At 71.2% G+C, this 25,962-nt stretch carries 23 protein-coding genes; 5 read left to right on the top strand and 18 right to left on the bottom strand.

Going from position 1 to position 25,962, the window contains the following annotated elements; genetic code table 11:
- Positions 1–25: 25 nt before the first annotated feature.
- From rplT to ruvX, 6 genes are all read right to left on the bottom strand, one after another.
- Positions 26–397 (bottom strand): 50S ribosomal protein L20, encoded by a 372-nt coding sequence (rplT, locus tag D452_RS0123515; RefSeq protein ID WP_026117095.1) that lies wholly within the window; start codon positions 395–397, stop codon positions 26–28.
- Positions 398–560: 163 nt separating this feature from the next.
- The gene (gene rpmI / locus D452_RS0123510; RefSeq protein WP_017546591.1) at positions 561–755 is read right to left on the bottom strand and encodes a 50S ribosomal protein L35; all 195 of its coding nucleotides are present in this window, start codon (positions 753–755) and stop codon (positions 561–563) included.
- Between the two features lie 217 nt (positions 756–972).
- Positions 973–1,539: a translation initiation factor IF-3 gene (gene infC / locus D452_RS0123505; RefSeq protein ID WP_255421507.1), complete on the bottom strand. Its 567-nt coding sequence runs from the start codon at positions 1,537–1,539 to the stop codon at positions 973–975.
- A gap of 410 nt (positions 1,540–1,949) precedes the next feature.
- Entirely contained in the window at positions 1,950–2,789 is an 840-nt protein-coding gene (locus D452_RS0123500; protein ID WP_017546589.1) for a shikimate dehydrogenase, read from the bottom strand.
- Positions 2,786–5,173 (bottom strand): endolytic transglycosylase MltG, encoded by a 2,388-nt coding sequence (gene mltG / locus D452_RS0123495; RefSeq protein ID WP_017546588.1) that lies wholly within the window; start codon positions 5,171–5,173, stop codon positions 2,786–2,788. The genes D452_RS0123500 and mltG overlap by 4 nt, the downstream gene beginning before the upstream one ends.
- Positions 5,170–5,658: a Holliday junction resolvase RuvX gene (gene ruvX / locus D452_RS0123490; protein WP_017546587.1), complete on the bottom strand. Its 489-nt coding sequence runs from the start codon at positions 5,656–5,658 to the stop codon at positions 5,170–5,172. Before ruvX ends, mltG begins: the two co-directional genes overlap by 4 nt.
- On the opposite strand from ruvX, the gene D452_RS30950 reads away from it, so the two are divergent.
- Positions 5,650–5,799, top strand: a complete 150-nt coding sequence (locus tag D452_RS30950; RefSeq protein ID WP_169336572.1) for a hypothetical protein — start codon at positions 5,650–5,652, stop codon at positions 5,797–5,799. The genes ruvX and D452_RS30950 overlap by 9 nt on opposite strands.
- Positions 5,800–6,186: 387 nt before the next feature.
- Here D452_RS30950 and alaS read toward each other — a convergent pair whose 3' ends face one another.
- From alaS to D452_RS0123455, 5 genes are all read right to left on the bottom strand, one after another.
- A complete protein-coding gene (gene alaS, locus D452_RS0123480; RefSeq protein WP_017546585.1) occupies positions 6,187–8,853 on the bottom strand; it encodes an alanine--tRNA ligase in 2,667 nt (888 codons plus the stop codon).
- 342 nt (positions 8,854–9,195) lie between these two features.
- On the bottom strand, positions 9,196–9,636 hold the full coding sequence (locus D452_RS28850; RefSeq protein ID WP_017546584.1) for a hypothetical protein: 441 nt from the start codon (positions 9,634–9,636) through the stop codon (positions 9,196–9,198).
- Between the two features lie 295 nt (positions 9,637–9,931).
- Entirely contained in the window at positions 9,932–10,489 is a 558-nt protein-coding gene (locus D452_RS0123465; RefSeq protein ID WP_017546582.1) for a hypothetical protein, read from the bottom strand.
- A 149-nt stretch (positions 10,490–10,638) separates the two neighbouring features.
- On the bottom strand, positions 10,639–10,917 hold the full coding sequence (locus tag D452_RS0123460; protein ID WP_017546581.1) for a hypothetical protein: 279 nt from the start codon (positions 10,915–10,917) through the stop codon (positions 10,639–10,641).
- On the bottom strand, positions 10,914–11,306 hold the full coding sequence (locus D452_RS0123455; protein ID WP_017546580.1) for a DUF948 domain-containing protein: 393 nt from the start codon (positions 11,304–11,306) through the stop codon (positions 10,914–10,916). Before D452_RS0123455 ends, D452_RS0123460 begins: the two co-directional genes overlap by 4 nt.
- 398 nt (positions 11,307–11,704) lie before the next feature.
- Between D452_RS0123455 and D452_RS0123450 the strand changes: the two genes are divergently transcribed.
- Positions 11,705–13,273: a serine/threonine-protein kinase gene (locus tag D452_RS0123450; RefSeq protein ID WP_017546579.1), complete on the top strand. Its 1,569-nt coding sequence runs from the start codon at positions 11,705–11,707 to the stop codon at positions 13,271–13,273.
- A gap of 70 nt (positions 13,274–13,343) precedes the next feature.
- Here the strand turns inward: D452_RS0123450 and D452_RS0123445 are convergent, their stop codons facing one another.
- Together D452_RS0123445 and D452_RS0123440 are read right to left on the bottom strand one after the other, a co-directional pair.
- Positions 13,344–14,681: a replication-associated recombination protein A gene (locus tag D452_RS0123445; protein ID WP_017546578.1), complete on the bottom strand. Its 1,338-nt coding sequence runs from the start codon at positions 14,679–14,681 to the stop codon at positions 13,344–13,346.
- A gap of 54 nt (positions 14,682–14,735) precedes the next feature.
- Positions 14,736–16,790, bottom strand: a complete 2,055-nt coding sequence (locus D452_RS0123440) for a SpoIIE family protein phosphatase (protein WP_026129619.1) — start codon at positions 16,788–16,790, stop codon at positions 14,736–14,738.
- A 578-nt stretch (positions 16,791–17,368) separates the two neighbouring features.
- On the opposite strand from D452_RS0123440, the gene D452_RS30945 reads away from it, so the two are divergent.
- Positions 17,369–17,509 carry a hypothetical protein gene (locus tag D452_RS30945; protein ID WP_169336573.1) on the top strand — a complete coding sequence of 47 codons (141 nt, stop codon included), beginning with the start codon at positions 17,369–17,371 and terminating at the stop codon, positions 17,507–17,509.
- A gap of 57 nt (positions 17,510–17,566) precedes the next feature.
- Here D452_RS30945 and D452_RS0123435 read toward each other — a convergent pair whose 3' ends face one another.
- The 3 genes from D452_RS0123435 to D452_RS0123425 all read right to left on the bottom strand — a co-directional run bounded on the left by D452_RS0123435 (position 17,567) and on the right by D452_RS0123425 (position 22,136).
- Positions 17,567–19,234, bottom strand: a complete 1,668-nt coding sequence (locus D452_RS0123435) for an ATP-binding cassette domain-containing protein (protein ID WP_017546576.1) — start codon at positions 19,232–19,234, stop codon at positions 17,567–17,569.
- A 305-nt stretch (positions 19,235–19,539) separates the two neighbouring features.
- Positions 19,540–21,306 (bottom strand): aspartate--tRNA ligase, encoded by a 1,767-nt coding sequence (gene aspS, locus D452_RS0123430; protein WP_083927605.1) that lies wholly within the window; start codon positions 21,304–21,306, stop codon positions 19,540–19,542.
- A 152-nt stretch (positions 21,307–21,458) separates the two neighbouring features.
- The gene (locus tag D452_RS0123425; RefSeq protein ID WP_017546574.1) at positions 21,459–22,136 is read right to left on the bottom strand and encodes an MBL fold metallo-hydrolase; all 678 of its coding nucleotides are present in this window, start codon (positions 22,134–22,136) and stop codon (positions 21,459–21,461) included.
- 457 nt (positions 22,137–22,593) lie between these two features.
- On the opposite strand from D452_RS0123425, the gene D452_RS0123415 reads away from it, so the two are divergent.
- Positions 22,594–23,826, top strand: coding sequence for a DUF349 domain-containing protein (locus tag D452_RS0123415; RefSeq protein ID WP_026129618.1), 1,233 nt, complete (start codon positions 22,594–22,596; stop codon positions 23,824–23,826).
- 132 nt (positions 23,827–23,958) lie between these two features.
- The gene (locus D452_RS0123410; RefSeq protein WP_160167881.1) at positions 23,959–24,726 is read left to right on the top strand and encodes an LPXTG cell wall anchor domain-containing protein; all 768 of its coding nucleotides are present in this window, start codon (positions 23,959–23,961) and stop codon (positions 24,724–24,726) included.
- A gap of 55 nt (positions 24,727–24,781) precedes the next feature.
- Here the strand turns inward: D452_RS0123410 and D452_RS0123405 are convergent, their stop codons facing one another.
- Positions 24,782–25,441: a DUF11 domain-containing protein gene (locus D452_RS0123405; RefSeq protein ID WP_026129617.1), complete on the bottom strand. Its 660-nt coding sequence runs from the start codon at positions 25,439–25,441 to the stop codon at positions 24,782–24,784.
- Positions 25,442–25,593: 152 nt separating this feature from the next.
- Positions 25,594–25,962: methionine adenosyltransferase domain-containing protein (locus D452_RS28845; protein WP_040694732.1), on the bottom strand; the 369-nt coding region annotated here is incomplete at its 5' end.

The following is a 25,962-nucleotide window of genomic DNA, read 5'->3' as shown; positions in this document are numbered from 1 at the left end:
CCCGTCTGGTTCTTCCGACTGCCTGCTAGGCCGCGGCGGTGGTGGGGAGGGCCTGCTTGGCCTTCTCCACGAGGACGGCGAAGGCGGCCTCGTCGTTGACGGCCAGCTCGGCCAGCATGCGACGGTCGACCTCGATCTCGGCCAGCTTCAGACCCTGGATGAGACGGTTGTAGGTCAGGCCGTGAGCGCGGGAGGCGGCGTTGATGCGCTGGATCCACAGACGACGGAACTGCCCCTTGCGGTCCTTGCGGTCCCGGTAGGAGTAGGTCATCGAGTGGAGCATCTGCTCCTTGGCCTTGCGGTACAGACGCGAGCGCTGCCCGCGGTAACCACTGGCCCGGTCGAGAACGACCTTGCGCTTCTTCTTGGCGTTGAGAGCCCGCTTCACGCGTGCCACAGTGACTCCCTCATTGGTTCTTCCGGCGCGCACGGCGCGCCGACCGGTCCGGCCAGGACGCACCCAGCGACCGCGTTCGCTTCAGGTGGTTGTCCTCCGGGCGCCTCAGCGCGCCGACGGGGTCGGGCGCACGGGCTGGCCAAGGAGGACGGGTGCTCCGGTGCTACTTGCCCAGGAGCTTCTTGATGTTCTTGGTGTCGGCCGGAGCGAGCTCGGCCTCCGTGCCCAGCTTGCGCTTGCGCTTGGAGGTCTTGTGCTCAAGGATGTGGTTCTTGTTGGCACGGCGGCGCATGATCTTGCCAGAGCCGGTGACCTTGAAACGGTCCTTGGCTCCACTGTGGGACTTGTTCTTCGGCATGTCGCCGTCGTCTCCTACTCCGTCGGCGCGGCACCCGCACAGGATGCGGACACCGCGATTGTTCCGCCACTACGGCGGGGGGCCCCGCGATTGTTCCGCCACTACGGCGGGGTCCCGTCGCACACCGGTGCATCACGGACTGGTCGGGAGCAGCCCACCCCACCACCCGGTCGTCGCCTTGACGGCGTCCGGGCGGTGGGGGACTTCCCCTGGCGCCTTACGCCTGGTCGCGCTCATCGCGGCGGGTCTTGTCCCCCGCCGCGGCGCGGGCCTCGGCCTTGTGCTCGGAACGCCGCTTGTGCGGACCGATCACCATGACCATGTTGCGGCCGTCCTGCTTGGGCTGGGACTCGACCGTGCCAAGATCCTGGACGTCCTCGGCCAGACGCGCCAGCAGCCTGCGCCCGAGTTCGGGCCTGGACTGCTCACGGCCACGGAACATGATCGTCACCTTGACCTTGTCCCCGCTCTTGAGGAACCGAACGACGTGACCCTTCTTGGTCTCGTAGTCGTGCGGGTCGATCTTCGGGCGGAGCTTGATCTCCTTGATGATCGTGTTCGACTGGTTCTTGCGCGACTCACGGGCCTTGACCGCGGACTCGTACTTGAACTTGCCGTAGTCCATCAGCTTCGCGACCGGCGGGCGCGCGGTCGGCGCGACCTCGACGAGGTCGAGGTCCGACTCCTGGGCCAGACGCAGCGCGTCCTGCACGGAGACGATTCCGACCTGCTCACCGTTGGGTCCGACGAGTCGGACCTCGGGCACCCGGATACGGTCATTGATGCGGGGCTCTGTGCTGATGAGACCCCTCCCTAGCTTTCTCGGATTACCTGGGACCGGCCGCCCACCCCGTGGTGGTCGGCCTGTTCGACCGGGTCGCCCGTGCTTGTTCAGGCCACCCGCCCGCGTTGGGGTCTCACCAGAAACGAAAAACCCCGCCAGCGTGTGCAAGCGGGGCGATCCGACCGGATGTTCACGACGGGACCGCGAACCAGGCCGACGGAACCCGTACACGGGTTTCCGACGAACTCGGGGCGGCGTGCCCATCGTCTGACCGGGACCCACACGGGCGCGGCCCGGTAGGTGGGAGGATCATCTCCGCTTGCGGCTCCGGTGTGTCAGACACACCGGACCAAGTCGATGACACCCAATATAGCAGGACCCCGCGACCGCCCGACCACCGTGCCCGGGGGTCAGTGGGCCACCCGGGCGGAGCGCCGGAGGAGTTCCGCCTCGCCGGCGGCCCGCATGGCCTCCACCGGGACGTCCCCGATCCCCGTCATCAGGCGGACCTGGGCGGCGGCCTGGTGCAGGAGCATCGGGAACCCGCCGACCACGCGCCCGCCACGGGCCGCCACCGCCGAGGCGGCGGCGGTCGGCCATGGGGCGTAGATCACGTCGAACAGGTCGGCCCGGGAGGCCGCGATCCGAGTGGCGTACCCGTCCGTCGCACCCGAAGGCAGGGTGGAGACCACGAGGTCGGCGTCCAGGTGGTGGTCGATCTCCGCCAGCGGCGCCACCCGAACGGGGCGGCCGAGGCGCTCCGCGGCCGCCGTGACCTCGCCGGTGCGCGCCGTGTCACGGGCCAGGACGGTGACCGGTCCGGTCGTGCCCAGATCCCGCAGGGCCGCGAGGGCGGAGGCCGCGGTGGCCCCCGCGCCCAGGACGAGCGTGCTGGCCGGAACCGCCACGCCCGCCTCGGTGAGGGCGGTGGCGATCCCCTCGACGTCGGTGTTCAGCGCCGACCACCGTGCCCCCCTACGAACCAGGGTGTTGGCGCCGCCGACCGCCGTGGCAAGGTCCGTGACCTCGTCGGCCAGGTCCATGGCCCGCCGCTTCAGCGGCATGGTCAGGGAGAGCCCGGCCCACTCGGACGGGTCCAGCTCGGCGAGGAAGGGAGCCAGCCCCGCCTCGTCGCACTCGACTAGTCCGTAGGACCAGTCGTCCAGGCCCAGCGCCGCGTAGGCGGCCGTGTGCAGGACCGGGGAGAGCGAGTGGGCCACGGGCGAGCCCAGGACGGCCGCGCGCGTCACTCCTCACCCCCGCCGCTGCCGCCGCCCCAGGTCTCCTGGAAGCGTTCCTTGAGGACCTCGAACTCCTCGTGGGACTCGGCGAACTCGGTGACGCCGTTGTCCGGGTCCGTGGCCACGAAGTACAGCCACTCGCCGTCCGCCGGTTCCAGGGCGGCCTCGATGGCCTCCTCGCCCGGGGCGACGAACGGGCCGGGGATCAGCCCGGTGCTGTAGTAGGTGTCGAACCCGCTGGTGTCGTCCCGGCACTGCCTGAGCTGTTCGCTGTTGAGCGCGATGCCGTACTCGCCGATGGCGTAGAAGCAGGTGCTGTCCATCTGGAGCGCCATGTCGATGTCCAGGCGGTTGTGCACCACCCGGGAGATCTTCGGCATGTCCTCGGCCCGACCGCTCTCGGCCTGGACGATGGAGGCGATCGCCATGACCTCGTTGGAGTCGTACCCGAGGTCGGCGGCGCGGGACTCCAGGTTCACCTCCTCGGCGACCTGCCGGTACTGGGTGACCATGGTGCGCAGCATCGAGAGGGGCTCGGTGTCGGGCTCGAACCGGTACGTGGACGGGAACAGGTAGCCCGCCGGGCCCTCGGAGGCGTAGTCGGGCAGGCCGAGCTCGTCGGTCTGTTCGTACGCCTCCTGGAGCTCCTCCAGGCTCAGCCCCGTGTTCTCGGCCAGGAGCTGGAGCACCTGGTCCGAACGGAGCCCCTCGCGGATGGTGACCCGACCGCCCAGGCGGTTCTCCGGGTCCAGCAGGGCCGCCACGGCGTCCTCACCGCTCATGCCCTCGGCCAGGGAGTAGGTACCCGGGACAAGCCCGTCGCCCTCGCTGGAGCTGAGCGCGTTGGTGAAGGCCCGCACGCTGGCGACCACTCCCTGGTCCACGAGGCTCTGGGCGACCGCGGTACCGCTCTGCCCCTCCTCGATGGCGAAGACGACCTCGCCCTCGCCCCCGCCGGAGAAGTCGGGCGGGAACACGTAGGTGCGCGCCACCCCGTAACCGCCGCCCGCGACCACGAGCAGCAGGACCAGGGCGAGCAGGACCGTCAGGCCCTTGCTCTTCTTGCGCTTCTTGGGCTTGCCCTTGTTGAGCCGGGCGGCCTGCGCGGCCTTGGCTCGCTTGGCGCGCTTGCGGTTGGCACGGCTGTCACCGTAGGAGGCGGCGATGTCCTCGAGGCTGTCCTCTTCGTAGAGGTCCTCCTCGGGCTCCTCCTCGACCTCGGGCTCGGGTTCGGGCTCGGCCCGGCGCCCCCGCTTGGCGCGACGACGACCGCGACGTCCCCTGGGCTCCTCGTCCTCCGGTTCCTGTGCGAGGAAGGAACCGGTGTCCGTGAGGTGCTGCTCGTCCTCGTCCAGGTTGGACAGCTCCGCGAAGGCCCCGGTGTCGGTGACCGGCACCGCGGCGAAGGCCCCGCTGTCCTCGGGCTCCTCCTCCGCGGCACGGCGGGCGCGGCGACGACCGCGACGGCCGGCCGGCTCCTCGGGCTCCGGTTCGGGCTCCGGTTCGTACTCGGGCTCGCGTGCCCGGAAGGCCCCGGTGTCCTCGGGCTCCTCCTCCGCGGCACGGCGGGCGCGCCGCCGACCGCGACGCCCCGTGGGCTCCTCGTCCTCCGGCTCCAGCGCGCGGAAGGCACCCGTGTCGCGCACGGGCTCGGGCCGCGTCTCCTGGGCGCGCTTGCGGCGGCCCCTGCGGCCCTGGGGTTCCTCTTCCGGGGGATCCGTGTGGAATGCGGGGGCGGGTTCGTCGGCGTCGTCGCCCCAGAAGGCGGAGCGCGACTCGGCGGGCTCCTCGGCGCGTGCGCGCCGGGCCCTGCGTGGGGGCTGCTCCTGGGCGGGGGTGTCCGCGGGCGGCTGGGGGGTCCCGCGTGAAGGGTTCTGTGCGCCACCCAGGTTGGCCAGGGCCGCCAGGGCGTCCTGGGTCGCGTCGGCGCTGGGCCGCTGATGGCTTCCGGTGTCCGAGGGGGACCCCTGCTCGGGGTGCTGGGGCGCCTGTCCGCCGCGTGCGGCACGGCCGCCGCGCAGGGCGTCGGCGGCACCGAAGCGCCGGGGACCGGCGGACTGCGGTTCGCCGTTCCACGGTGCCTCGTCCTCGGGCGGTTCGGCCCTGCGGCGGCGTCCGGGGGCGGGCGCGGTCCGGCTGCTCGTGTCGCCCTCCCCGGGGGCGGGGGCCGCGTACCGGGGGGCGCGGACATCGCCGGCGGGTGGTCCGGTGTGCCCGAACTCACCTGTACCGGGCTGCTCGGTCCAGGGGCCGGACTGGGGCTCGGGGCGCGCCCGACGGCCGCGTGACGGCGGCTGCGCGGGCAGCGGGTCGGAGAGCGGGTCGTAGTCGTAGCCGCCCTCGCGGTCGGCACGGCCACGGTAGGGATCGGGGTAGTCATCCCTGTCGGTCATGAATCTCCCTGGCTGGCATGGACGATCTCGCCCGGGGGATGGCCTGTCGACCGTTCCTGGTCCAAGGCACTCTGCAAGAGCACGGTGGCGGCCGCCTGGTCGATGACCGAGCGGCGGGCTCGGCCGCCCTTGGCACCCTTCTTCCCGAAGGAGGCGCCGGAGAGCAACTGTCCCTGGGCGGTCACCGTGGTGAGTCGTTCGTCCACGAGCCTGACGGGGACGGGGGCGAGGAGTCGGGCCAGGGTGTTCGCGAACTCGCGCGCGGACCGGGCCGCCGGTCCCTCCTGGCCGGACAGTGAAGCAGGGTAGCCCACGACGACCTCGCGGGCCTCCTTCTCCAGTACGAGGAGGGCGATGCGCTGCACGTCGCCCCTGCCCCGTGGGATGGTCTCGACCGGGCTGGCCAGCACGCCGCTGGGGTCGCTGGCGGCGACGCCGATACGCGCGTTGCCCGGATCGATCGCCAGGCGCACACCGTGTCTCACGAGGACGCCTCCTCCTGCCTGGGGGCGCTGCTCGCGCGGGCCGTACCGTCGACGGCACAGCACCGCTGCTGGGAAATCCTCAACACGGTGGTCCTGTTCATCAGCTGGATCGCGGGAATCTCCGCGCAGACAGCCATGTGATCGGCTGTGACGCGCCACAGTATGCCCGATTCGATGACGGTGCGCAGCCTGACCCGTGGAACGCTCCCGGTCGCGCGGGGACCGGGCCACGGGCCTCGGGTCTGGCCGTGTCAACGGGGACCGGGGCGCACGCGTACCGTCCGAGTGTAGGTCACAGCGGTCACGCGCCGGGCCCGGGCGGGTGTCACCGGGTCGTCCGACGGCATCGTGCGTCGGATCGGGTCCCGGCGACGCGGGAACCGTCAGCTTGGTCACATAACGAAACTGTACGGACAGGTTCGACAACTCAGGGTGATTGACCCGTTCGGAGTGGCGGAAAGGCGACCGCGCCCCGCGGGACCTCCAGGGCCCCACAGGGCGCGGTCGGACCGACCGTCGCCAAGGCGCCTAGGCGCCCGCGACGCGCGCCTCCACGGCGCGCAGGGCCTCGTCCACCTTGCTCGCGTCGGTGCCGCCGCCCTGGGCGATGTCGGGCTTGCCGCCGCCACCGCCGCCGAGGGCGCGGGCCGCGACACCCACGAGGTCGCCCGCCTTGATCCCGGCCTTCTGCGCGGCCTTGTTCGCGGCGATCACCACGACGGGACGGTCCTTGGGCACCGCGGTCATCGCCACGACCACGGGCTCGTCCTCACCGAGGCGTCCGCGCACGTCCAGGACCAGCTTGCGCAGGTCGTCACCGCTGGCACCCTCGGGCGCCTCGGCGGCCACGACCCGGGCCGAGCCGTGTCGGCGCGCGCCCGCCGCGAGGTCGCCCGCGGCCTGGAGCACCTGGGCGGCGCGCAGCTTCTCGATCTCCTTCTCGGCGACGCGCAGCCGCGAGACCATCGTGTCGATCCGCTCGGGCAGTTCCTCCCGAGGCGTCTTGAGCTGCTCGGAGAGCTGTCCGACCAGAGCCGACTCCTTGGACAGGCGCTTGAACGCGTCCACGCCCACGGCCGCCTCGACACGGCGCACGCCCGAGCCGATGGAGGACTCCCCCAGCAGCTTGACGATGCCGAGCTTGGCGGTGGAGCCGACGTGCGTACCGCCGCAGAGCTCGACCGAGTAGTCGCTCATTTCCACGACCCTGACGCGGTCGCCGTACTTCTCCCCGAACATGGCCAGGGCGCCCATCTTGAGCGCCTCGTCCAGGCTCTTCTCCTCGGTCTGGACCGCGATGTCGCCGGCGAGGACCGTGTTGACCTCCTCCTCGACCTCGGCCAGGCGCTGTCCGCCCAGCGCGTTGTCGGCGGTGAAGTCGAACCGCAGCTGGCCGGGGCGGTTCTCCGAACCGGCCTGTCCGGCGGAGGGGCCGATCGCGTTGCGCAGCGCCGAGTGGATCAGGTGGGTGGCCGAGTGGGACCGTTCGATGGCGTGGCGGCGACCGGTGTCGATCTCCGCGTGCACGGTGTCGTCCAGGACGACCTCTCCCGAGCGGACGGTGCCCCGGTGCACGAACAGGCCCGGGAGCGGCTTCTGGACGTCCTCGACGTCCACCACGCCGCGCCCGTCGACGGTCAGGGTGCCGGTGTCGGCGAGCTGACCGCCGCTCTCCCCGTAGAACGGGGTGCGGTCCAGGACGATCTCCACCTTGTCGCCCGCGCGCGCGGCGGGGACGCCCTCGCCGTCCACGACGATGCCCTTGACGCGGGAGTCGCTCTCGGCCTCGGTGTAGCCCAGGAACTCGGTGTTGCCGGCGTTCTCGTGCATCTGCGCGTAGAGCGAGATGTCGGCGTTGCCGAGCTTCTTCGCCTTGGCGTCGGCCTTGGCGGTGTCCTTCTGGCGCTGCATGAGTTCACGGAAGGCACCCTCGTCCACGCTGAGGCCCTGCTCGGCCGCCATCTCCAGGGTGAGGTCGATGGGGAAGCCGTAGGTGTCGTGGAGCTGGAAGGCGTCCACACCCGAGAACTCGGTGCCGCCCGCGGCGCGGGTGCGCTCGGCCGCGCGGCCGAAGAGCGTGGTACCCGCGCGGAGGGTGTCCGCGAAGTTGCGCTCCTCGTTGTCGATCACGCCGTGGACGACGTCGGCCTTGTCGAGCAGGTCCGGGTAGATGTCCTTCATCGCGTCGATGCTGACCTCGGTCAGGTCGTGCAGGAAGAAGGAGTCGGTGCCCGAGAGCAGCCGCAGGTTGCGGATCGAGCGGCGAAGGATGCGGCGCAGGACGTACCCGGCCTTCTCGTTGCCGGGCTTGACGCCGTCTCCGACGAGCATGACGGCGCTGCGCACGTGGTCGGCGACCACGCGGAGCATCACGTCCTGGTCGTGGTCGCCACCGTAGGTGGTGCCGGTCAGCTCGGCGGCGCGGTGCAGTACGCGGCCGATGATGTCGGTCTCGTAGATGTTGTCGACGCCCTGGAGGACCGCCGCGAGGCGCTCCAGACCGAGACCGGTGTCGATGTTCTTCCTGGGCAGTTCGCCGAGGATCGGGTAGTCCTTGCCGGAGCCCTCACCCCGTTCGTACTGCATGAAGACGAGGTTCCAGATCTCGATGTAGCGGTTCTCGTCCGCCTCGGGACCACCCTCGACACCGTACTCGGGGCCGCGGTCGTAGAAGATCTCGGAGCAGGGGCCGCAGGGACCGGGCACGCCCATATCCCAGTAGTTCTCCTCCATGCCCATGCGCTGGATGCGCTCGGGGCGGACGCCGACCTTGTCGCGCCAGATCGACGCGGCCTCGTCGTCGTCAAGGTAGACGGTCACCCACAGCTTCTCGGGGTCGATCCCGAAGCCGCCCTCGGACACCGGGGTGGTGACGAGCTCCCACGCCAGCGGGATCGCCCGCTCCTTGAAGTAGTCACCGAACGAGAAGTTGCCCAGCATCTGGAAGAAGGTGGCGTGACGGGAGGTCTTGCCGACCTCCTCGATGTCCTTGGTCCGGATGCACTTCTGGACGCTGGTGGCGGTGTCGTAGGAGGGTGTGCGCTGACCCAGGAAGTAGGGCTTGAAGGGGACCATGCCTGCTGGCACCAGCAGCAGCGTGGGGTCCTCGGCGATCAGGCTTGCCGAGGGCACCACGGTGTGTCCGTTCTTCTCGAAGAAACTGAGGAAGCGGCGCGCGATCTCTGCCGTCTCCATTGATGCCCTCCTGTGCTTGGCTCCGCCGCCCGGTGGCGGCGGGGTTGTCCCTGGGTGGGACCGTGGTCACGCGTGGTCGGTAGGGGCCCATCGTAGAGGGGACCGCCACGTCTGCGCGCATGGTTTGCAGTGGCCGCCGAGGACCCGCACCGTTGATGACAACGGCGGCGGTCCGGCCATTCCAAGGCTATCGCCGCTGGCCACCGACGCATCCCCGATGGGCCGCCCGCGAGGGCTCCGGGCCCGGGTGCGGGAACGCCGAGGGGCCCGGCGGTCTCCCGCCGGGCCCCTCATCGGTGGTCACGCTTCCCCTGCCGTGTCGGCGGGCCGTGACGAGGCGCCTCAGACGCCGTAGAACTCCCGCACCTTCGGGGCGAACATGAGCCCGGTCATCGTGGCGTGGAAGGCCAGCGGGATCAGGGAGGTGGGCGCACCCTCCATGGCGAGCGCGCTGACCACGTTGAGGACCAGCAGGAGCGCGGAAACGATGTTGAACACGACGACGCCCCAGTAGACGCCCTTCGTGCGCTTGCCCATCTTGGCGGCGAGCGTCGTCGAGACGATGCCGTAGACCAGGGGGATCAGCGCGAAGAAGGCTCCGAGGGCACCAAGGACGCCCACCACCCCGGCGACCTCGGCGCCGCTCGCCTCGGACGCGGTCCCGGCCGCGGCGCCGACGCCCACGCCGAGCGCGACGAACACGCCGATAGTCAGGCCGAGGAGGATGCCGACCGGACCGCCGATGAACATCAGCACGCGGACGGTGGTGGCCGGGCCGGGCACCGTGTCGAGGACTCCGGGCGAACCGTGGAACTGCGGGGGTGGGGGCGGGGCGCCGGGCGCTCCGTAGGGCTGGCCGGGGNTCGGCTGCGGGGGTTAGCCGTAGCCGCCCTGCTGGTGCTGGGGCGGGCCCTGCTGGTACTGGGGCGGCTGGCCCTGACCGTAGGGCTGCTGGGGGCCTGAGGGAGGCGTGGGGTACACCTTGGTCCTCTCTGAGGAATCGTGTGGACAGCGGGAGGATCTCGACAGAGACAGACCCGGAGAGAGCAGTGCCGGGGCGGGGGTTCCGCCCCGGATCTCAGTAGCCGGGGTAGTGACCGGCGGGCGCGGGCTTGTAGTACGCGCGGGTCGCCGGGACCACCATCAGGACGATCATGCCGATCGCGAAGAGCAGCGGGATGAACGATCCGACGGCTCCGGTGAAGATGTTGACGAGCAGCAGGAGGGCGGCCAGGGCCTGGAAGACGACGATCGACCAGAGGATGCCGCCGCTGCGCCGACCCATGAACGAGGCCAGGGCGGTGGAGACGAGGCCGTACACGAGCATGACGCCGCCCAGGATCGCCATGACGGCGACGATCTCCGCGGCGTCGATGTTGACCCCGGTCTCCTGGACGCCCTCGGCGAAACCCTCGCCGAACTCGTTGTCACCGCCGGCCATCAGCCCCATCAGCAGGACGAGGCCGCCGAAGAGCAGCCCGCACACACCGCCGATGAACATCAGCACGCGCACGGTGATCGCGGTCCCGGGCATCTTGGGCGGCCCCTGCGGGACGCCGGGGTAGCCGGGCTGTCCCTGGTTGTAGGGGTCCTGACCACCGGAGTAGGGACCCTGGGGCGGCTGTGGCGGGTACATGGCGCTTCCTCACGTGTTGCACTGGTTCGTCAACCCTACAGACGCGCGTCCGAGAGCATCGGTTCGCGATTGCGACGTAACGATCCGACGGATTCGACGCCCGACCGGTTCCCCTCGTTGCCCCAGGTTGTGCCCAATACGGCCAGCCGCTACCCGCGGTCGCGGAGTCCCGGTGAGTCGGGGTCTGCGGAGCGCAGGGAACGAGGCTCGGGCGCGTAGCGGCGCAACAGCTCCGCCTCCTCCTCCCGGACCGCCTCCGCGAGGTCCTCGTTGAGCTCCTGGAGGGCGCCCCGGTACTCGCTGACCCGGCCCTCGACCCGGTCGGCGATGCCGCCGGGCGTCATGGCCCGGCGGGCCCGGTGCACGCGGTGCACCGCGTAGCCGCCGATCGCCGCACCGGCCGCGAGGTAGAACAGTCGCCCGATCAACGGTTCTCCCTCCGCTTGCGGCCGCGCATCACGGCCAGGGCCTTGCGGCGGCCGAGGACCTGACGGACGGCGTAGGAGAACGAGGCGATCCTCACCAGCGGGCCGGTGAACACCGACCGGGTGAGGGCGGTCATGGTGGACACGTCCTCCGAAGACGCCTGCACGTTGGCGGTGATCTCCTCGACCCGCTCCAGTGACGTGTTGGTGCGCTCCACCGTGGAGGCCACGTCGTCCAGCAGCGGCGGGGTCCGGTCCCCCACCTCGGAGACGACCTTGGTGGTCTCGTTGATGAGCTTGATCAGTTTGACGAGCGCCACGCACATGAACGTGGCCAGCACCGCCCAGACCACCGCTGCGACGAGCGCGGCGACCTCTCCTCCGGTCAGCATGAAGGCTCCGTAGGGCAGATAGAGGGTTGCTTCGAGGGTGTGCGAACGGTCCGCGCGCGCTCGGGCGCGCACCGGACGCCTTGGGCGGGTACGGGGGCCAGCGATCGCGCCGGGTCGGGGCTCCCGATCCGCGTCCGCCGCCGCTGCCACTGAGGGCCGAGGCGGCTGGTTTCGGCTGACCCTATCGCGTCCGGTGTCGGCACGCGTGGGCGCGCCACGGTGTGGCAGGCAGTGGGGAGGGTCATGTGTCCGAGAGGTCCGGTTCGGGACCCTCGGGGATCGACGGACCGGCGAGCGTCGGCGAGAATCACCGCAGAGATGGTTCTTCACTACGATGTCCGGACACCAGGGCACGCCCCGCAGCCCCTCGCTGGCCCAGAAGCACCGACAGGACACCCATGAGCCCCCGTTCTCCGCGTGAGATCTCCGTACTGGTACCCCCGGACCTGGCCCCCCTCTACCCGGACGACCCGTCGCGGATCGGCCCCTACCTCGTCCTCGGACGACTGGGGCAGGGTTCCACCGGCACCGTGTACGCCGCCGTGGACACCGCCTCCACCACCGCTGGCGACCGTTTGGTCGCCGTGAAGCTGCTCCGGTCCCCCGAGCTGGAGTCCCCCGACGTCTACCCCGCGCTGGCTCGGAGGTTGCGCAACCTGTCACAGGTCGACCCGGAACGGGTCGTCGTGCCGCTCGCCTTCGACCCGGACGCCAACCCGCCGTGGCTGTCCATGCCCTACCTGGCCGGGCAGCGGTTGTCCCACTACGTGACCAGGCGTGGCGGCGTGGGGGTCGGGAAGCTGATCGCGCTGGCCACCGCGTTGGCCGAGGGGTTGTCGGCCCTGCACGCCCGCGGGGTCTCCCACGGATCGCTGCGTCCCAGCGAGATCCTGCTGGAGTCGCACGGACCGCACATCATGGAGTGCGCGATCGCACCGAAGGCGGAACGGCTGCGCGGTTCGGGTGCCACCTGGCTGAGCCCCGAGCGGTACCTGGGCGGGGCGCCGTCGCCCGCGGCGGACGTGTTCGCCTGGGGCGCCGTCGTGGCGTTCGCCGGGACCGGGCGTCTGCCCTTCGGCCCGGGTGAGCCCGAGGAGATCGCCGAGCGGGTGGCCGCCGGGGACTTCGCCCTCGACGGGCTTGCGCAGGGTCTGCGCCCGGTCGTGGGGCGCGCCCTGGACCCCGATCCGGACCGTCGGCCCAGCCTGCGAGAGGTGACCGGAGCGGTCATCGCCGTGTGGCACGCGGAGGGGTCCGATTCCGAGGAGGGAGACGCCCCGACCGGTAGCCGCGAGGAGATCAGCCGTCTCCTCGAACGCGAGTGGCACGCGGTCGAGCCGCCCGCGCGGGTGCCCGAGGTGATCCGGTTGGAGGGCCGGATGGGCAACCACCGTCCCACCCGCACCCTCTTCCTGGTGGGCGCCGTCTCGGTCGCCGCCGCGCTCGTCGGCGGTGGTGTCTGGGGCCTGTCCCAGATGGTCGGCGACGGCGCCGAGGCCGACCCGGTCGCGGACGAGGCCTCGGAGGCCCCCGAGTCCGAGCCCGCCGCGGAGGAGGACCCGGGGACGCTGGTGGTCCGGTTCGACCCCTCGGAGCAGGCGGAGCCGGAGGCGGGGGTCGATGAGCGGACCTGGGTGTACACGCCGGTCACTCGGGACGACGAGATCCCGCGCAACCAGGGGATTCCGAGCCACGAGGCCTGGGCGGAGCAGTGGCGGGAGGCGGGCGACCCGGGTGAGGCGGTGATCCGGCCCGACGCCGAGGTGAAGTGCGCCCGCTTCTGCGCCGCTCCCGAGCACGTCTTCCTCGACGAGGAGGCGCGCGGCACCTGGGACCTGAGCGGGAACGACTTCGTCGACTACCTGTCCTGGGGGCCGGTGATGATCGTGGAGATCACCTTCGCGGAGGAGTCGGAGGGTGAGGGGCCCCGCGAGGTGGTGGAGGTCGTCGAGCTGTTCTCCGACTGAGCGGGGGCGGACGGTGACCGCCCCTCCCCGTGACACGGCCCCGGCGCACCGCGCCGGGGCCGTCGTGGGTCTAGCCCTCGCTCTTGAGGACGCTCCTGATCCTCTGGAGGACCTCGGTGAAGCGACGTTCGGCCCCGTGCTGGGTGGGACGGTAGTACTCGCGTTCGGTGAGCCCCTCGGGGGCGTGCTGCTGCGGGGCCACCCCGCCCGGGTGGTCGTGCGCGTAGCGGTACCCCCTGCCGTGTCCGAGGTCGGCGGCGCCCTTGTAGTGGGCGTCGCGCAGGTGGGCCGGGACGGGACCGGCCCGGCCCGCGCGGACGTCGCCCATGGCCTCGTCGATGGCGGTGATCACCGCGTTGGACTTGGGGGCGAGGCTGATGTGGATGACCGCCTGGGCCAGGTTGATCCGGGCCTCGGGAAGCCCGATCAGCTCCACCGCCTGGGCGGCAGCGACGGCTGTCTGGAGGGCGGTGGGGTCGGCCATGCCGACGTCCTCGCTGGCGTGCACCACCAGGCGCCGGGCGATGAAGCGGGGGTCCTCCCCCGCCTCGATCATGCGGGCCAGGTAGTGGAGGGCGGCGTCCGGGTCGGAGCCGCGCATGCTCTTGATGAAGGCGCTGATGACGTCGTAGTGCTGGTCCCCGGAACGGTCGTAGCGCACGGCGTGGCGGTCCACGGCTCGCTCGACGTGCTCGGCGGTGATCTCCACCGGGCCCTCGGCGGAGGGCGGCCCCGCGACGAGGGCGCCCGCCTCCAGGTAGGTGAGTGAGCGGCGGCCGTCTCCCCCGGCCAGCCGGATGAGGTGCTCGGCGCCCTCCTCGGTGAGGGTGTACCTATCGTCCAGCCCGCGTTCGTCGGTCAGCGCCCGGTCCACCAGGGCCCTGATGTCGGAGTCGTCCAGGGACTCCAGGGAGAGCAGTAGCGACCGGGACAGGAGAGGACTGACCACGGAGAAGAAGGGGTTCTCGGTGGTGGCGCCGATGAAGCTGACCCAGCGGTTCTCCACCGCGGGCAGCAGGGCGTCCTGCTGGGTCTTGTTGAAGCGGTGTACCTCGTCCACGAACAGCAGGGTGCGTGTCCCGTTCATGCCCATGCGGCGCTTGGCCTCCTCGACGACCGCGCGCACGTCCTTCACCCCGGCGTTGACGGCCGAGAGCTCCACGAACCTGCGCCGGGTGACGCGGCTGACCACGGTGGCCAGGGTGGTCTTTCCCGTTCCCGGCGGCCCCCAGAGGAACACGGACATGGGCGCGTCGTCCTCGACCAGGCGGCGCAGCGGGCTGCCCTCGCCCAGGAGGTGGCGCTGGCCCACGACCTCGTCGAGGGTGCGCGGCCGCATGCGTACGGCCAGCGGCTCCTGCCCCTTGGCCGCCTCGGCCCCGGCATCGTCGAACAGTGTTTCGGACACACACCCAGGGTAGGCGAGGACGAGCACGTTCGTGGCCGCGGCCGGGGCCGGCCCTCAGCCCTGGTGGACGGAGATGTTCTCGGGGCTCTCGGCCTGTTCGGGCGGGGGCGTGGCGCGCGGGATCATCCGGGTGATGAGCAGGGCGATGTCGTCGCCCCGACCCGCCGGAGCCATCTCGGCCAGGACCTGCGCGGCGGCGTTGGGGTCCTCCCCGTGCTGGGCGAGCGCCTCCCCCACCTGGGCCAGCCCGTCCTGCATGGTGACGTCGGAGCTCTCCACGAGCCCGTCGGAGCAGAGCAGCAGCGTGGTGCCGGGCGCCAGGACCCGGGTGGTGACGGTGTACTCGGTGTCCGCGAGCACGCCCAGGGGCGGCCCGGTCTCGGGCGACCACAGCTCGTAGGTGCCCTGGGTGGCGAGCACGGCCGGTGGCTGGCCCGCCCCGGCGGCCTGCATGACCCCGCTCGCCCGGTCCACCACGAGGTAGCCGCAGGTGGCGAAGACGATCTCGCCGGTCTCGGTGAGCAGCCGGTTGGTCTCCCCCAGGACGACGCCGGGGTCGGACTGGTTGCTGGCGTAGGCACGGAAGGCGACACGGATCTGGCCCATGGCGGCGGCCGCCTCGACGCCGTGGCCCTGGACGTCGCCGACCAGGAGGCCCACCTTGTTGTCGGGGAGCTCGATGACGTCGTAGAAGTCGCCGCAGATCCGCCACTCGGCGCGCGAGGGCAGGTACTTGGTGGCGATGTCCATGTCCGGGAAGCTCGCCACCTGGCGGGGCAGCATGCGGCGCTGGACGGCGTCGGCCAGCTCCAGCTCGGCCTGCTGGGCCTTGATCCGCTGGAGCGCCTGTCCGGCCAGCCCCGCGAAGGTGAGCATGAGGGCGCGTTCGTCGCGGCTGGCGTGGTGCGGCCGGTCCCAGACCATCTGCCAGACGCCGAGGGCGATCTTGCCGTCGCCGAAGATCGGGACGGTGGCCCAGGCCTGGCCGCGGGCCGAGCGCATGAGGTCGACGGCGGCCGGGAAGCGGCTGGCGATCTCGGCGCGGCTCTCGAAGAACCGCGGCTGGCGGTCCTGGATGACCGCGCCCATGGGGAAGTCGGTGTCGTCGGCCCGTCGACCGTCTATGCGGTGGGTGTTCCCGCGCTCCCTGGCGCTGGGTGAGGTGCGCAGCAGGCCCTCCTCGACGTACAGCGCCAGGGCGTAGACGCCGCCGAAGATCGGCAGGAACTCCTCGCTGAGCAGGTCCATCACCTTGTCGACGGTGGTGGCGGAGACGAGCTTGGAGGAGAGTTCGGTGACCAGGCGGCCGTGTTCGGCCTCGGTGCGGCGGCGGTCGGCCAGGCGCCGTACCAGCTGGACGTGTTCGGTGACGTCGTCGATGATCCCGACCAGCCGGTCGGGCTGGCCGGGTACGAACCGGGCCCGAACATGCAGGGAGCGTTCGTCGCCGAGGCGGTCGAAGATCCGGAAGCGCTGCTCGTAGTCCCGACCGGCGAACGAGGCCGCCATGGCGTCGCGCACGCGGGCGTTGTCGTCGGGATGGATGCGTTCGAGGATGCGTTCCAGCTCGCGGTCGTTCCCGGCCAGGAGTCCGCCCAGCGGGGTGGGGCCGAAGAGTTCGCGCAGTCGCCCGTTGCTCAGGTCCAGGCTCCACAAGACGGAGTCGGAATTGTCGGTGCGCAGCTCGCCGACCACCCGGAGGTCGGTCTCCTCGGTGGAGAGCACGTGCAGGAGGACGACCACGGCCGCGTCGGAGGGGTCGTCGGGCACGAGGTCGGCGTCGCCGTCGACGGGGCGGAGCCGGACCTCCGCCAGTCTGGAGGACTTGTCGGTGACGGCCAGGCGGAGCCGGGAGCGGCGGTGCCAGTTCCCGGCGAGCGCGTCCTGGTGCGCTCCGGTGCCCTGTTCGACGTCAGCGGAGTCCAGGAGCTCGAACCAGGGGCGTCCGGTGAGCTCTGCGGCGTCCCGGCCGAAGAGCTCGGTGAGCGCGCGGTTGGCGTGCTGGATCGCGCCGTCGGTCCCGGTGACCGCCATGGGCTCGGGGGCATGCCGGAACGCCTCCGCGAGTGCGTTCTCGGAGCCACCGCCTGAAGCGCGTTTTCCGTTCACGTATGACTCATCCTCATGTCGGCTCGGACGTCACACCCGCGTCAGGCGCGGTCACCCCTGGAACGTACCGATTCGGCTCATTGTAGTGTCCGGAACGGGACCGGTCCGGGGAGGGAACCGAGGCCGCTCCACCGGCGCCCGCCTCCCGTCGGCTGCGCCACCTCGTCGAACACGGACCCTCATGGTCCATCAACGTGATGGGGTCACGGCCGGTTCCACTCCGGAAGGCCGTACCCTACCGACCCCAGGGCGTGAATCGTTACGCTCGTGTGACTCGGCGGCGCAGAAATGCACTCCGCTCCCACGGTGCCCTCTCTTGGGGCGGGCCCCGTCAACGCTCCGTGTTCACTCCCGGACACGTGCGTACCTCGGCGTGGGAGGGTGATTCGCCCCCAACGGTAGGGGATGACGGGCCCGGCCGCATCCGTGTGTCGACCTCTTCCACATTCCGGACGAGGTTTTTGACCTGTTAATCACCTATTTTCACTTTCTGGCCGAATGTGGCACGTTCAAAGCGGGGTCATTACGGGCACCGAACTGGTCAGTCGAGAACTCGTCACCCACCCCGAGGACTCACCATGCATCCTGAACGCGTCCGTGCCCTGACGGGAGCCCCCCTTCGCGACGCCGTCTGCGACTGGACCTGTCGGCTCTGCACCCACAGCAATCCCGAGGACGAGGACATCTGCTGCCAGCGCTGCGGCGCCACCAAACCCTGACCCGCTGACGCCGCCGGTGGCGGCACGCGGAAGGCTCCGCGTGCCGCCACTCCGTCCCTATCCGAGCGTGGCCTCCGTGACCGGTTCGGTGGCCCCGAGGTCGAGCCGTTCCCAGGTCCCCGTGTCGCGCCGCAGCTGACGGTCGTGGGTGGCCAGGACCACCGCTGCGCCGGTCGCGCCGAGCCCCTCGGTGAGTTCCTCGACCAGCGGGATCGACAGGTGGTTGGTCGGCTCGTCGAGCAGCAGCACGTGCGGCCGCGACGCCAGTGCGAGCGCCAGGTCGAGTCTGCGCTGCTGGCCCGTCGACAGCTCGCGCACCGATCGGCCCCCATCAACGGACGAGAGCAGCCCCAAGGCGCTCAGGGAGACCGTCTCGTCCTCGCGGAGGACCCCCTCGCTGACGAGGCGACCCTGGTACGCGGTGAACACGTCGTGCGCCCGCCGGGCCCCGGCCGACGGCGACTCCTGTTCCAGGAGCCGCACCCGCGCGCCGCGCGCGGTCCGCACGAGCCCGGCGCTCGGTTCGGCCCGCCCGGTCAGTACGGACAACAGGGTCGACTTGCCCGCGCCGTTGGGTCCGGTGACGACCAGCTTGGTGCCGGACTCCAGGGCGAGCGTCACCGGCCGGTCCAGCCTCCCCTCGACGCGGACCTCCTCGGCCCGCAGCAGGATCGTTCCCGATCGTGCGGGCAGCTCCGGAAACCGGAACGGCATGGGAGGCGGCGGCATGGTGACCGCGTGCGCCTCCAGGTCGTCCCGGCGCCGGTGTACGGCGCGGACCAGGGCGGGCGCCCGGGTCGCCCGCTGGTGCTTTCCGGTGCCCTTCTCCGGCCGCCAACCGCTGACCAGCCGGTTCTGGGCCTCGGACAGGTCCTGGGTGAGCCGGGCGTGCTCGGCGCGCCGCTGTTCGTACTCCTGCTCCCAGCGCTCCCGCTCGGCGCGCCTGCCCTCCTGGTATCCGGCGAACCCCCCGCCGAAGACGCGCGGCGCGCCGTCCCGACTCGGGTCGAGGTCGAGCACGGTCGTGGCCACGTCCGACAGCAGGGCGCGGTCGTGGCTGACCAGCACCACGCCGCCCGGATGACCCCGCAGCCGGTCAGTGAGGAAGTCGAGCCCTGCGGCGTCCAGGTGGTTGGTGGGCTCGTCCAGGAGGAGGAAGTCACGGGTGGCGCCGAGCAGACAGGCGAGTCTGACCCGGTAGCGCTGGCCCACCGACAGCTCCGCCAGGGGGCGCGACCGGTCGGTGACCGCGCCGAGTTGCTCCAGCGCGAGGTCCACGCGGCGGTCCGCGTCCCAGGCGTCCAGCACCTCGGCCGCGTCCAGCGCCTCGGCGTAGTGTTCGGCGGCCTCCGGGTCTCCGGTGGCCAGGCCCGAGGCGCTGGCGTCGAGCGAGGCCAGGGCCGCGCGGGCGTCGGCCAGTTCGATGTCGACCAGGTCGCCGACGGTGCGGCCGTCCGTGACGGTCATCTCCTGTTCGGCGACACCGAGCGTGCCGACGCGCCGCACCCGACCGGAGTCCGCGACGAGCGCACCGGTCAGGACGTGCAGAAGGGTCGACTTGCCACGGCCGTTCTCGCCGACCACACCCCACCGGGAGCGGGGAGTGACGGTCATGTCGACACCGGACAGGACGGGGCGGCCGCCGCGGGCGAGGTGGACGCCGGACACGGTGAGTTGGGCCCGGTCTCCGGCGGGCAGGCCGGAAACGGGGTTGAGGGCGGTCAAGGTTCCTCCGAACCGAGCTCCGCCCCGGCCGGAACGCGAACACGGTTCGACGGCGGGGCGCGTGTGAGCTCCTCGAGCAGACGGGATGACCCGGGAGGGGTCAGGACACACGTCCGGCGCCCGCGGCCACGTCGTGGCGGGCGGGCGCCTCGGCTCGGATTACAGGAAGTAGAGGTACTGCACGGGCCCAGGCTAACAACGCGGGGAGGGGAGGGGCCAGGCAATAAAGCAGAGGCGCCGGTCACCGGAGGGTTCCGGTGGCCGACGCCTCGTGTCCGGCGGCCCCGTGTCCCGGGGCCGTCCGGCTACTTCTTCTTCTGCTCCGGGAGCACTGTACGGATGTGCACGTCCCGCAGCTGCTGCTCGGAGACGACCGCCGGGGCGCCCATCATGAGGTCCTGGGCGTTCTGGTTCAGCGGGAACGCGATGGTCTCGCGGATGTTGGGCTCGTCCGCGAGGAGCATGACGATCCGGTCGATGCCCGGGGCGATGCCGCCGTGCGGCGGGGCGCCGAACTTGAGCGCCTTGAGCATGCCGCCGAACTCGGCCTCGACCGCGTCCTTGTCGTAGCCCGCGATGTTGAACGCCTTGTACATGATCTCGGGCGAGTGGTTCCGGATCGCGCCGGAGGACAGCTCCACGCCGTTGCAGACGATGTCGTACTGCCAGGCGAGGATGTCCAACGGGTCCTTGTTCTCCAGCGCGTCCATCCCGCCCTGGGGCATGGAGAACGGGTTGTGGCTGAACTCGACGTGGCCCTCGTCGGAGCGCTCGAACATCGGGAAGTCCACGATCCAGCAGAAGCGGTAGACCTTCTCCTCGGCGAGGTCGGCGCGGCGCCCGGCCTCGACGCGGACCGGCGCCATGATCCGGTTGATCTCCGCCTCGTCCTCGCTGGCGCAGAAGAACAGGCCGTACCCGGGACCGGCGTCCAGGGTCTGGAGCAGGTCCTCGCTGATCTCGGTGACGAACTTGGCGATGGGACCGGTGAGCTCACCGTTCTCGCCGACCTTCAGCCAGGCCAGGCCCTTGGCCCCCTGCTCGACGGCGAAGTCGCCGATCCCGTCGAAGAACTTGCGCGGCTTGTCGCCCACCTGGGGGACGGCCAGGGCCCGGACCTTCTTGCCAGCGAAGGCGCGGAAGTCGGTCTTGTCGAAGAGCGCGGTGACGTCGAGCATCCTCATCGGCACGCGCAGGTCGGGCTTGTCGGTGCCGTACCACTCCAGCGCGTCGCGGTAGGCGATGCGCGGGAAGGGCGAGGTGATCTCCCAGTCCGTGGAGAACGCGCGGAAGACGTCGGTCATGACGCTCTCGATGACCTCGAAGACGTCCTCCTGCTCGACGAAGCTCATCTCGACGTCGAGCTGGTAGAACTCGCCGGGCGAGCGGTCGGCGCGGCTGTCCTCGTCGCGGAAGCAGGGCGCGATCTGGAAGTAGCGGTCGAACCCGGCGATCATCAGCAGCTGCTTGAACTGCTGGGGCGCCTGCGGGAGGGCGAAGAACTCACCCGGGTGCAGACGGGAGGGCACCAGGAAGTCGCGGGCGCCCTCGGGGCTGGAGCTGGTGAGGATGGGGGTCTGGAACTCGTTGAAGCCCAGCTCCGTCATCTTCTGGCGGATGAAGGCCACCACCTGCGAGCGCAGCATGACGTTGCGGTGCATGCGCTCACGGCGCAGGTCGAGGAAGCGGTAGGTGAGACGGCGCTCCTCCGAGGTGTTGTCCTCGGGGAAGACCGTCAGCGGCAGCTCCTCGGTGGTACCGAGGACCTCCACGTCCGTGGCCTCGATCTCGATCTCACCGGTGGGCAGGTTCGGGTTGACGTTCTCCGCGCTGCGCGCCGCCACCACGCCGGTGACCTGGATCACCGACTCCTTGGAGATGCGGCTGAGCTCCTCGAACACCGGGGACTCGGGGCGGGCCATGAGCTGCGTGACACCGTAGTGGTCGCGCAGGTCGACGAAGAGCAGACCACCGAGATCCCGGCGGTTGTGCACCCAGCCAGAAAGGCGCACCTGCTGCCCGACGTGCTCCTTACGGAGCTGACCACACGAATGAGTCCTGTAACGATGCATGAGTTACCAAGTCCACTAACTACGCGGCTGAGCGAGGATGCCGGGGAGCCCGAGACCGGGTCCGGCGGGGGCGGGGCGTCGCCCCTTGAACAACTGGAATCCTACCGCCAACGACACCGGCCGGTCCCCTGGAATACGACGGCGGGCGGGGGTCAGCCCGTGACCCCGCGCAGGTACGGGTTGGTGGTGCGCTCCCGCTCCACCGTGGTGGCGGGTCCGTGGCCGGGGAGGATCTGGGTGTCGTCTCCCCGTCCGAGGACGGTGCGGGCGAGGCTGGCGTTCATCGCGTCGCCGTCGCCGCCGGGGAAGTCGGTGCGTCCGATCGACCCCGCGAAGACCAGGTCCCCGGCGAACATGACCGGCACCCCGTCCCCGGTGCGCGTGAGGTACACGACCGATCCGGGAGTGTGTCCGGGGACGTGCTCGACGGTGAACTCCATCCCGCCCGTCGTGAGGGTCTGGCCGTCCGTCACCTCGACCAGCTGGTCGGGTTCGCTGAAGGGGCCGGGGCCGAGAAGCATCTCGAGCTGCGCGGCGAACCCGGCGTCGACGCCAGCGGCCGGTTCGGTGAGCAGACCGCGGTCGGCCCCGTGCAGGTACACCGGTACGTCGTGCAGTTCACTGAGTTCGGCGGCCGACCAGACGTGGTCGAAGTGGCCGTGGGTGAGCAGGATCGCGGCCGGTGCGAGGTCGTGTTCGGCCAGAGCCTTGGCGACCTGTGGTGCCGCGCCCTGTCCGGGGTCGACGATGACGCACGCGCCGCCGGGAGCGGGTGCGAGCACGTAGCAGTTCGCGGAGAGGGGCCCGGTGGGAAGCGCGGCGATGAGCACGGCTGTCGTCCTGTCCTGGTGGCTTCGGCTGTCCGGGAACCCTCCGACCTCGGCCGGAGCACGGGTCCCCTGGCCGCAGAGCCTACCGAGCCGGGTCAGGGCGGGCGAACCGGCGGGTTCGTCCGAGAACGCGTTTGATCACCATTCGATCACCGCGCGCGCCCCTGCTCTTTGCCTGGGCGCGTGGTAGTGCCATATTGGTCAGCGTCGTCGAGTTGATCGAGGCCCTCGACCTGCGCCTCCTCTTCAGAGGCGGGAGACGGGCCCGGCCGACGGCACGGCAGCGGGACCAGAACCCCCGGACTGCGTTGACGTGAGACACGGCGCGTCGTTGTCCGCCGAATCGTATGGATATCGTGCTGGTGCACGGTGGTTCCCATCACGAACAGGCGCGGTACCGCCGCGACGACCCGAACCCGACCGCGACCGGCCGGGTTCATGACAGCAGGAGGACACGGTGACCACGGACCCTTGGGGCCGCGTAGACGATGACGGCACGGTCTATGTGCGCACAGGTGAAGGCGAACGGGTCGTCGGATCGTGGCAGGCGGGCGCCCCGGAGGAGGCCCTGGCCTTCTTCCGGCGCAAGTACGACTCTCTGGTCACCGAGGTGGAGCTGCTGGAGAAGCGGCTCCGCAGCACCGACCTGTCCGCCTCCGCCGCGATGACCACCATCGACAAGCTGCGTTCCACGATCACCGACGCGAACGCGGTCGGTGACCTGGACTCGCTCATCGGCCGACTGGACGCGCTGTCCGGCCGCGCCGAGGAGCGCAAGGTCGAGCAGAAGCAGGCGCAGGAGGAGGCCCGGGGCCAGGCCCGCGAGGTCAAGGAGCGGATCGTCGCGGAGGCCGAGCGGGTCGCCACGGAGACCACTCACTGGAAGTCCGGCGGCGAGCGGATGCTCCAGCTCATCGAGGAGTGGAAGAAGGCCCCCCGGGCCGACCGCCCCACCGAGCAGGCGCTGTGGAAGCGGATGTCCGCCGCGCGCAACTCCTTCTCCAAGCGGCGCAAGGCCTACTTCGCCAACCTGGACCAGCAGCGGGAGGGGGTGCGCTCCGAGAAGGAGCGCATCGTCGCCGAGGCGGAGGCGCTGTCCGGCTCCACCGACTGGGGGCCCACCGCACGCGCCTACCGCGACCTGATGCAGCGGTGGAAGGCCACGGGCCGGGCCGACCGGGCCAGCGAGGACAAGCTGTGGACCCGGTTCAAGGCCGCGCAGGACACGTTCTTCGACGCGCGCAACGCGACCTTCGCCGAGCGCGACGCGGAGCTGCGGGTGAACGCGGAGGCCAAGGAGCGGATCCTGGCTGACGCCAGGGCCGAGATCCCCGGTATCACCGACCCGCGCCGGGCCCGTGCCCGCCTGCGCGACTTCCAGGAGGCCTGGGAGGAGGCCGGCGACCTGCCGCGAGACGTGCGCGACCAGCTGGAGGGCGCGTTCCGGCAGATCGAGGACGGCGTGCGCCGGGCCGAGGACGCCGAGTGGGAGCGCACGAACCCCGAGGCGAGGGCCCGCGCGAAGGACACCGTGGACCAGCTGTCGACGGCGATCGCGGGCCTTGAGGCCAAGTTGGAGAAGGCCCGGGCCAACAACGACGCCCGCCGGATCAAGGAGCACGAGGCCGCCCTGGAGGCCCGCCGTTCCTGGCTGGCCGAGGCCGAGAAGGCACTGGGCGAGTTGAGCTGAGGCTCTCCCGCCGCGCACACGTGGGGCCGTACCCGTTCGGGTACGGCCCCTTTCATGACTCTCGCCCTGTTTTCCTCTTTCGTTGTCGTGCCGGTGGGAGCATCCGCACGCAGAATTGATCACAATGGGCACATGACCGATCACATTGAGAAGTCGAGTCGGCGCGATCAGGCACGGCTCGGCACGACAGGCGGAGGCGCCCTGCGCGCCGCGGCCACTGCGGCGGCGGGGGCCGTGGTGGCCGTCCCCCTCTTCTGGGGGTGGGGATCGGCGGTGGCCGCCGAAGGACACACCCCGGCTCCGGCGCCGCACGGTGAGAGCGGGTTCGTGGCCGAGGGCGGACCATCGGGCCAGGATCTGACCGCGGAGGGACCCGCCCCGGGGTCGGACAGCCGGGAGGACCGGCCCCAGAGCGGGTACGGGTACGCGGAACCCGACCCCCAGGGCGGGTACGGATACGCGGAACCCGACCCCCAGGACGACTCGGGGCACGCTGCCCCGGAGTCCGGGCTGGCCGCGGAGCCCGAGCCGGAGCCCGAGCCGAAGCCCGGATACGCACCGGACGGGTACGCGGAACCGGAGCCGGGCCATGCGGCTCCCGGCTACCCGGAACCGACCCCCGGATACCCGAGCACTCCGCCCTCACCGAACCCGCCGGAGAGCCCCGGCCCGTCACCCTCGCCCAGCCCGAGCGAGCCGACGCGCCCGTCGCCCTCCCCGAGTGAGAGCCCGTCTCCCTCGGCCAGCCCGTCGGAGAGCCCGAGCACCCCGCCCACCACTCCGCCGACCCTGCCCGTCACCGGAGCGGGCGCGGTCGTCCCGGCGGTCGCCGGTCTGCTGACCGCCGCCGCCGGCGTCGCCGCACTGTTCGCCGGCAGGCGCCGCACCGACCTGGACTGATCCACAGGAGAGGCGGGACCGGGGATGGTCCCCGGCCCCGCCTCTCAGCCCCTGGTCACCTGTGGGCGTCCAGGTGGTAGACGGGCGCCCGTCCCGGGAAGGTCCGCAGGTTGGGCACCGAACCCGGGCTGTGGTTGCTCGGCGCCTCCGGTTCCGGCCGGGGTCCACGGGTGCCCCGATAGCGCAGGTAGCCGCCCACCGCGATCGCGAAGGCCGCCACGGCGAGCAGTCCGGCCACCACCCAGACCATCGGCACCATCCGCTGGACCTCGTGGACGGCGGAGGCGCAGGAGGACAGCGACGCGTCCGCGGCGGGGCGCAGGCACACGGTGGAGACCGGTTGCTGGGCGCCCTCGGGTACCTCGGTGAGTTCGCCGACCACGGTGAGGGCCGCGCGCTCCCCCGGCTCAAGGGGCTGGACCCACTCGGCCCGCCCCTCCTCGACCCCTTCGGGGGCACCGGAGACGTAGCGCATCGAGGAGGGCAGGAACTGCACCACGCGCGCGTCCGGCAGCGCCTCGTGTCCGGCGTTGCGCACCTTGATGGTGTACTCCACGCGGTCGCCCGGGCGCAGTCGTTCCTCCGACCGCTCCTGGACGGTGACGTGCAGACTCCCGGCCCCGGGTACCGGCCCGTCGTCCGTCCGGACTGGCTGTCCGGGCAGCGCGATCAACGCGGCCAGGCCCAACACCGACACCGCAGCTGGCACGGCCATGGTGTTCCCCCTCCACATGGCACCATTAATGACTTTCTGTGCATAGTTAACAGCACAGAGTAGTCAAATGGTGCGTAGGGCATACGGCGGGTCCCGGACACGGCCGAGGGCGGGTGGCCCACGGCCACCCGCCCTCGGTACTGGTACGTCTCCTAGGCGCCGACGAACGAACGCAGCGAGGCAGCCCGGTCCGTGCGCTCCCAGGTGAACTCCGGCAGCTCACGGCCGAAGTGACCGTAGGCGGCGGTCCGGGAGTAGATCGGACGCAGCAGGTCCAGGTCGCGAACGATCGCGGCCGGACGCAGGTCGAAGACCTCCTTGACGGCCTTCTCGATCAGCTCCGGCGCCACCCTCTCGGTGCCGAAGGTCTCGATGAACACACCCACCGGGTGGGCCTTGCCGATCGCGTAGGCCACCTGGACCTCGGCGCGCTCGGCCAGCTCGGCGGCGACGATGTTCTTCGCGACCCAGCGGGTGGCGTAGGCGGCGGAGCGGTCCACCTTCGACGGGTCCTTGCCCGA

Source organism: Nocardiopsis prasina DSM 43845, from assembly GCF_000341265.1.
Lineage (GTDB): Bacteria > Actinomycetota > Actinomycetes > Streptosporangiales > Streptosporangiaceae > Nocardiopsis > Nocardiopsis prasina.
The sequence above is the reverse complement of the archived record's forward strand: the minus strand, read 5'-3'. Positions and strand labels throughout refer to the sequence as shown.